We start from the raw sequence: 6687 nt of genomic DNA, 5'->3' as shown, positions 1-6687 counted from the left end.
TCTCCCAGATAAAGAATACAGTTAGACTGAACATAAAATTCATAATCGGTATTACTTTCAAGGTTGTTAAGAGTGTGTGGGTTTGAAGTTGCCACAACACTGGTTCCTGTACCTTGTGTAAAACCAGCAGGACCATAATCTATATTCCAATAAGTAGCAGATCCATTTTCAGTCCAAGAAATATCTACGGTAGTATCTGTTGCATTTGTAGCATTTAAATCTGAAACACTTGGACAAGGCGGAGGTGTTTGAGAATAAATAGTTGGTGCGTTAAAACAAAAACCATAGGTGTAGTTTCCTCCGTCTGTAAAGTAAATACGGTATTTAAATCCCGTAAGCTGTGTACTCGTAAACTCACTGATGTTCAAATGATCTGAAACAAAATCAGTTTTATTATAACTACAATAATTATTGTAAGCATAGTAGTAAGTGTCTGTATTTAAAGGATCACCCCAATCAACCCAAGAGGAACTATCGGCATCCCAGTATTGTAATTGAATATAATCGTTATAGCTATGATTGTAGATGTATTCTGTTTCTACTTTTATCCAGGTCTCTTCTGCATTGTAAGCAGCTGTAAGGTCTATTACAGGAGATTCTGCTGCAATGGTCGAGGAGTATGAATATCCTGCATCATTGTCATCATAACTAAAGGTTGATGTAACCAATGGGTTCGCTTCCAATGCTAAGGAACTTGAATTGTAAGAGCCAGTAAGGCTCCAGTTGGCATTGGGCCAGTTGGCATTTTGCTCTAAGGTTTGCGCAAAAGTGCAAAAACCTGTAAGTAAGAGTAGTAAAAAAGTAAGTGTAGTTTTTTTCATCGGTAGGTTTTTGTGTAAAAAAATTTTTTATACAAATTAGATGACTTTTTACCGATAAATTTTAAGAAATAATTTGGTAAATATTAAGAATTATGTTAAAAAACAAAAGGACTGCTAATTAGCAGTCCTTTTTTATTCCTCTTCAACTTGATCTACCGGAATTTCGGGATACAGAAAATTATTATACGGAAAACGTGTTACGTGAATGTCTCTAACAGCACTGTAAACCTTGTTTCTGAATTCATCCATGTTTTCTTTATTCACTGCAGAAATAAACAGTGCATTACCATTCATAGTATTCATCCAGGTATCTTTCCACTCTTCTAACGTATAATGTTTGGATTCTTTTTCAGTAATTAAATCATCCTCATCTATCGGTTCATACTCAAACTGATCAATTTTATTGAAAACCATAATAGTTGGCTTTTCAGAACACTTAATTTCATCTAAAATCTGATTTACCGAAGCAATATGTTCTTCAAAATTTGGATGGGAAATATCCACTACATGTAATAGTAAATCTGCTTCTCTCACTTCGTCCAACGTACTTTTGAAAGATTCTACAAGCTGTGTAGGTAATTTTCTAATAAATCCAACCGTATCACTCAACAGAAAAGGCAAATTACCAATTACTACTTTTCTAACAGTAGTATCTAGGGTTGCAAAAAGTTTGTTCTCGGCAAAAACTTCAGATTTTGAAATGGTATTCATCAAAGTTGATTTTCCCACATTTGTATACCCCACCAAAGCTACACGAACCAAAGCACCTCTATTACCTCTTTGGGTAGCCATTTGCTTATCTATGGTTTCTAGTTTTTTCTTTAGCAAAGCAATTCTATCTCTAACAATACGTCTATCCGTTTCAATTTCTGTTTCACCAGGACCGCGCATACCAATACCACCACGCTGACGCTCCAAGTGTGTCCAAAGCCCTGTTAATCGTGGTAATAAATATTGATATTGTGCAAGCTCTACTTGAGTTCTAGCATAACTAGTTTGTGCTCTTTGAGCGAAAATATCAAGAATAAGACTTGTTCTATCCAAAATCTTACACTTCAAAATTTTCTCTATGTTTTTTTGTTGTGCAGGAGATAATTCATCATCAAAAACAACAGTACCTACTTCGTGTTCCGTGACAAATTCTCTAATTTCCTCCATTTTACCACTACCAATAAAAGTCTTAGGATTAGGAACATCTATTTTTTGAGTAAACCTTTTTATAACATCACCTCCTGCCGTATAGCTCAAAAAAGCCAATTCATCTAAATATTCGGTTGCTTTTTCTTCATTTTGATTCTGATTGATGATCCCAACCAAAACAATGTTCTCATGATCTAAACCTTTTTCTTCAATCATATATAGAAATTAATTTTTTACAAAAGTACGAAAATATGCTGTTCCAATAAGTTTGTTATAAATATATGCTTTTAACTATTTTCTTGTTAATAGTTGTATAATTAATGTTTATTTAACAAAACTTTTTAAATTTGAGGTTTATTAGCTTATAGCGAAACAAATAATTAATCAACACTCCACACATGAAAAAAACTACATTATTAATTTTAATGCTATTCATGGGTGTGCTGAGTTTTGCTCAGACACTCAATGAGCCTGCCAACTGGCCCAATGCTGATTGGTCTATCACAGGTTCTTATGAATCCGGTGCAGCCTATTTTGAGGCCAACCCTACTACAGACAGTAATTTCTCGTATGATGATTACAATGTTGCCGCAGGTGGGGCTGCTTACAGCGCACACAACACGATCGCAGCAGAATCACCTGTAATTGATTTGACAGCTGCTCAAACAGCTGGTGAAACTTGGTTGTATTTCACAGCAGATTATGTATACAACTTTTTTACCAATGATGATTTAATGATCCAGTACTGGGATGCAGATGCTGGTACTTGGGAAAACTGGGTTACTTTTGATGCCGACACGCCGTCGGCTCCAAGTAATAACTACTGTAGCGGAACCTCAGTTTCTTTTACTTCAGAACTATTGGATGTAAGTTCTTTTACAGCTACGCAGTTATCCGGTTTTAAATACCGTATTTATTTTACTGATAATGACTTATGGACTAGAGGTTTTTGTTTCAGCAGTCCAACAATTTATTCAGAAGCTGCTCCAACGTGTCCAGACCTTTCCAACATTACTGTTGCTGATATTACAGATACTTCTGTGGAAGTTTCTTGGACAGCAGGTGGTTCTGAAACTGCTTGGTTTGTAGTGGTACAAGAGGCGGGAACAGGAGTTCCTACAATTGCCGGAGTATCAGCGGGAACCAACCCTTATGTGTACACAGGGTTAGATTCTAATACAGCGTATGAAGTTTATGTAATGACAGACTGTGGCGGTGGAGATCTAGGAAACTGGGTTGGCTCAATTACTTTTACAACTGTGAACACACCACCAACAGCTCCAGACGGAGTAAGTTGTGAAGCAGGAGTTTCTTCATCATTTATCTTTACAGAAGATTTTGATGAAGCTGGTTTCTGGACAGGTGATGTAAATGATAACAGTGCGTCATGGGAAATTCCAGATGGTTCTACTTCAGCAAATACTGGACCTGTAAATGCTTATAACGGAGATAATTTTATGAACTTTGAGGCTACCGGAGCTTCAGGAGATGTAGGATCTATAGTATCTCCAGCCATAGACCTTGCAGGAGCTACAGGAGAGATTGAACTTTCTTTTTACATGTATGCTTACGGAGCAGGAATGGGAACATTAGAAGTAGGTGTAGCTACCGATGCTGCAGGACCTTTTACCAATGTATTTACTTGGGCAGGAGAATACCAAACTGCTCAAGATGAAGAATGGGTTGGTGTAGCTGCAGATTTAACAGCCTATGCAGGAGAAACTGTATATATAGAATTTAAACAAACGGCCACTTCTACAGGAGCTTACTATTCTGGAGATATGGCTATTGATTATATGAGAGTGGAAGCTTGTGGTGATTTTTGTATAGCACCAACCAATATTATGGCTTCTAACCTTACAGATACCACAGCTGAACTATCATGGACAGCAAACAACAGTGAAACTTCTTGGCAGTATATTGTTGTTCCAACAGGAACAGAACCAAACCCAGAAGACGGAATTGTAGTAACCAGCTTACCTGTTTCAGTTTCAGATCTAGATCCAGATACTACTTACGATGTATATGTAATGGCTGATTGTGGTGATGACTTTTATAGCATTTGGACAAATCCATATACTTTCACAACAGAAATTCAAACAGAATTCACTGTAGATTGTGCCGTAGGTCCTACGAATGTAACGTATTGCTATTTAAATAATGATGCTACTACATTTCACTTCACTGCTTCAGACGGTACTACTGCAGTAAATCTTTTATTTAACTCAGGATATACAGAAAGTGGATGGGATTATGTTACCATTTATGACACCGACATAAACTCACCTATATATACAGGATCTGGAGATTTATCAGGTATGTCTTTCCAATCTTCAGGAGCAGATTTATATGTTCTTATAGAATCCAATGGTTCCGATAGTTGTGCAGATGGCGGAACATCAGAAGAAATTGACATGATGGTAAACTGTATCACATGTGTAAATCAAACTGTAGATTATGATGTAGTGAACGACTGTTTGAACGGGGAGCAATTTCTAATGGATGTTATAGTATCTGACATGGGTGACGCCACTTCTTTATCTATCATGGATAGCGAAGGTAGTGAAGTACAAACGGCTACTGCAACAGGAACATTTACTTTTGGCCCTTATGAAAATGGAACAGAAGTTAGTTTTATTGTTGAAAACAATGATGACCCTAACTGTATAATTTACAGCGCTACATACACTCAAGAAACATGTCCTCCAATGAGCGTTTCAACGGATGAATATACTATTGAAGAATTAATAACAGATGTTTTAATCAATTCAGAATGTGCTCAAGTTAGCAATGTCATTTGGGATGGTGCTTCTAACTACACTTCTTTCAGTAGTATTGGTTATTTCTATGATGCTTATAATTTTTCATTCACAGAAGGTATTGTCTTATCTTCAGGAAATGTTTCAGAAGTACCTGGCCCTAACAATGGTTTAACCAGTAGCACTGGAACAGGTTGGAATGGTGATGCTGATTTATTAGCTATAGCTCAAGAAAACGATCCTACAGCAACTCTAAACAATGCTTCTTACATTCAGTTTGATTTTGTCCCATTAACTGATCATATCAGTTTTGATTTTCTATTTGCTTCTGAAGAATATACTTCTACTTTTGAGTGTAACTATTCAGATATTTTTGCATTTATCTTAACAGACTCGGAAGGTAACACTTCTAATTTAGCCGTTGTACCAGGAACAACAATTCCTGTTATGGTAACCACCGTTCACGGAGGAGTAGGTTCTTGTGGTCCCGCGAATGCAGAATATTTTGACCAATACAATGGAGACGGAACAGGACTAATTGCTTTTGATGGACAAACCGTTGTAATGACTGCTGAAGCAGATGTAGTTGTAGGTGATACTTATACTATTAAATTAGGTATAGCAGATGAGCAAGATTCATCTTACGACTCCGCTGTATTTTTACAAGCCGGTAGTTTTGATATTGGAGACATAGATCTTGGAGAAGATATTCTTTTAGAAGGTGGAAATGCCAATTGTGAAGGTGATGTAGTTGTACTAGACGCTGGCACAATTCCTGACAGCGCAAATATTGTTTGGTATAAGGATGGTGAAGCTATGGAAGGGGAAACTACTGGAACTCTATCTGTAACAGATACCGGTAATTACGAAGCAATTGTTACCTATAACAATACTACGTGTTCCTATTCAGATGACATCACTATTGAATTCTTCCCGGTACCAGAGCCATATTTCGATGTTGAATCAATTATAAAATGTGCCAACGAACAGGAAGTTTTAACAGCATATGTTTCTAATCTCAACGATCTTCCGGGTAATATTACCTACGATTGGTATGATGATGGAGAATTAGTTCAATCAAGTTCATCTAACACATATACACTTTCCAGCGGAGAAGAAAGATCAGGAATATTCACAGTTATTGTTACCGATGACACTAATGGTTGTAATGCCTCTGCAGAGATGGAAGTTATTTTCTATGACAATGCATATTGTGTAATACCACAAGGACTTTCACCAGGGACGGGAGCAGACAATGAATGTATGACTTTAGATTTCTTAGATGACAGGGACAACATTGCTTCTATGAAAGTTTATAATAGATTAGGAACAGAAGTATACGATTTTGAAAACTATGTAGATCAATGGTGCGGAACCGATAACGACGGTAATATATTACCAGTTGGAACTTACTTCTATGTAATCACATTTGTTGATGGAAGAGATCCTATTACAGGATATGTTTACCTTAATTATTAATAACGCATAAGATTATCTATACATGAAAAAGACATCATATTTATTGTTATTGTTGGTACTATTGGTAGGAGCCGATGCTTTCGCCCAACAAGACCCACAATACACGCAGTACATGTACAACATGAGCGTAGTAAACCCTGCGTATGCGGGAACACGCGAGAACATCTCCGGAGGATTGTTGTTTCGTCAACAATGGAGAGGTTTAGACGGAGCGCCAGAGACCTTTACCTTTTTTGCGAACACCGCAGTTGGCGAAAAAGTAGGTTTAGGATTATCTGCAATTTCAGATAAGATAGGGCCTGTAAAAGAACAAAACTTGTATGCAGATTTTGCATACAAGTTAAACCTTGGCAAAGGCCATACCCTATCTTTAGGTTTAAAAGCCGGGGCTACTTTCCATGATATCGGCTTGGTGAATTTAGATTTGATAGATCCAAACGATCCATTCTTTGCACAAAACATCAATTCGGTTACTCCCAATGTAGGAG

General features: G+C 37.0%; 4 protein-coding genes. 2 read left to right on the top strand and 2 right to left on the bottom strand.

The features are described 5' to 3' along the window. Together BM383_RS18675 and hflX are read right to left on the bottom strand one after the other, a co-directional pair. On the bottom strand, nucleotides 1–821 hold an 821-nt coding region (locus tag BM383_RS18675; RefSeq protein ID WP_143106478.1), incomplete at its 3' end, for a fibronectin type III domain-containing protein. A gap of 132 nt (nucleotides 822–953) precedes the next feature. Next, a complete protein-coding gene (gene hflX, locus BM383_RS18670; RefSeq protein WP_093026665.1) occupies nucleotides 954–2177 on the bottom strand; it encodes a GTPase HflX in 1224 nt (407 codons plus the stop codon). Nucleotides 2178–2359: 182 nt separating this feature from the next. Here hflX and BM383_RS18665 point away from each other — a divergent pair, with 182 nt between their 5' ends. Together BM383_RS18665 and BM383_RS18660 are read left to right on the top strand one after the other, a co-directional pair. Next, nucleotides 2360–6199 carry a choice-of-anchor L domain-containing protein gene (locus tag BM383_RS18665; RefSeq protein WP_093026664.1) on the top strand — a complete coding sequence of 1280 codons (3840 nt, stop codon included), beginning with the start codon at nucleotides 2360–2362 and terminating at the stop codon, nucleotides 6197–6199. Nucleotides 6200–6221: 22 nt separating this feature from the next. Beyond that, nucleotides 6222–6687, top strand: a 466-nt coding sequence (locus BM383_RS18660; RefSeq protein ID WP_143106377.1) for a PorP/SprF family type IX secretion system membrane protein, incomplete at its 3' end; no start/stop codon positions are given.

This window comes from Pustulibacterium marinum (genome assembly GCF_900116665.1).
Lineage (GTDB): Bacteria > Bacteroidota > Bacteroidia > Flavobacteriales > Flavobacteriaceae > Pustulibacterium > Pustulibacterium marinum.
Note: the sequence above shows the minus strand (reverse complement) of the source record. Positions and strands in the feature narration are given on the sequence as shown.

Excerpts from the sequence above, each read along its gene's own strand:
- BM383_RS18665 (WP_093026664.1), top strand. The coding sequence starts at position 2,360 with ATGAAAAAAACTACATTATTAATTTTAATGCTATTCATGGGTGTGCTG.
- hflX (WP_093026665.1), bottom strand. The coding sequence starts at position 2,177 with ATGATTGAAGAAAAAGGTTTAGATCATGAGAACATTGTTTTGGTTGGG.